This is a genomic window from Mesorhizobium sp. M7A.F.Ca.US.002.01.1.1, from assembly GCF_004022955.1.
GTDB classification, from domain to species: domain Bacteria; phylum Pseudomonadota; class Alphaproteobacteria; order Rhizobiales; family Rhizobiaceae; genus Mesorhizobium; species Mesorhizobium ciceri.
On sequence record NZ_RZQE01000901.1, the window covers coordinates 1 to 1,163 of the forward strand.

At 63.3% G+C, this 1,163-nt stretch carries 1 protein-coding gene and 1 pseudogene; one reads left to right on the top strand and one right to left on the bottom strand.

Going from position 1 to position 1,163, the window contains the following annotated elements; all coding sequences use genetic code 11:
* Nucleotides 1-404: pseudogene (locus tag EN932_RS36570) on the bottom strand (flagellar biosynthetic protein FliO); the annotation flags it as partial.
* Nucleotides 405-629: 225 nt separating this feature from the next.
* Between EN932_RS36570 and EN932_RS36575 the strand changes: the two are divergent.
* Nucleotides 630-1,163 (top strand): PAS domain-containing protein (locus EN932_RS36575; protein ID WP_128369546.1); only part of this gene is annotated, 534 nt, incomplete at its 3' end.

Consider the following 1,163-nt stretch of genomic DNA (forward strand, 5'->3'; position numbering starts at 1 on the left):
GCCTGTCTCAGCGGCGGCGGAGCGGGTTGCGGCGGACGCGGCCTTGTCGGAGCGGCGGCCGGAACCGGCTGCAAGCCGCCATCTCCAGTCAATGCCGGCCGGCGCGGCGCCGAAAGCCGGATATCGCGCTCGACGACGACGTCGGTCGGACCGCCGATCAGAAGCAGATGTTCGATGTCGTCGCGGCGTATCAGCACCAATCTGCGATGGCTGTCGACGGCGGTGGCATCCATGACGGCCAGTCGCGTCTTGCGGTTCCGGCCGCCGGCGACGAAGGTTCCGAATGTCAGGTTGCGCACCAGCTTGACGATGACGAGAACGATGACCAGCAGGACGAGCGCTGCAAACGTCCACAACAATGCTGCGGCATAACCGGGACCTGCCACGCTATCGAGCCATTGCATTGGTTTCCCCTGATCGCCCCTTGGAAGTGATAAGACACTAGACCGTTGAAGCGGGCCACCGCAAGTTGCGTTTCACGCTGTTGAACAGCTTGAAAAACTCCGAAGGCCGGAAGACATCATTTTTATCCGACATTTGCCGCCCAGGCCTTTTCCGGACTAGGAGAATGTGATTCAACCCGGTACGGGGCGGGTGTCGGAACACCGGAATTCACGAGCAGGGGGCACATGGCCAAGGAAGCGCGCGGCGATTTCTATCCGGTACCGATCGTCGACCAGAATACGCGACCGGGCGCGGTTACCCGGCTTATCATTTTCATCGTCGTTCTGACGGGGGCCGCGATCGTCTTCGGTCTTTTCCGCGAGCGCCTCGGCGATCCTTTCCTGCTCGGCATGCTCGGCGTGCTGGCGATGATCGGCGTCGGCTTCCTGTTCGCGACGGCGATCGGCTTCGTGCAGGTCACGCCACGCTCGACAGGCGACGAACTGTCGAAATCCTTCGTCGATTCGATGTCGCAGGGGCTTCTCGTCACCGACACCAAGGGCCGCGTCGTCTACGCCAACCGCGCCTATGCGGATATGACCGGAGCATCGTCCGCTGCCGATCTGAAGACCGTCGAGGGATTGCTCTCGGATGTCCCCGAAGCCTCGGTGACGATCTATCGCCTGGCGTCCGGCCTTCGCGACGGCCAGCCGGGCGACGGCGAGTTTAGGCTCGCACAGTCCATTCGGCCCGGTGCCGAGCCGGGCGCCCGCTGGTAC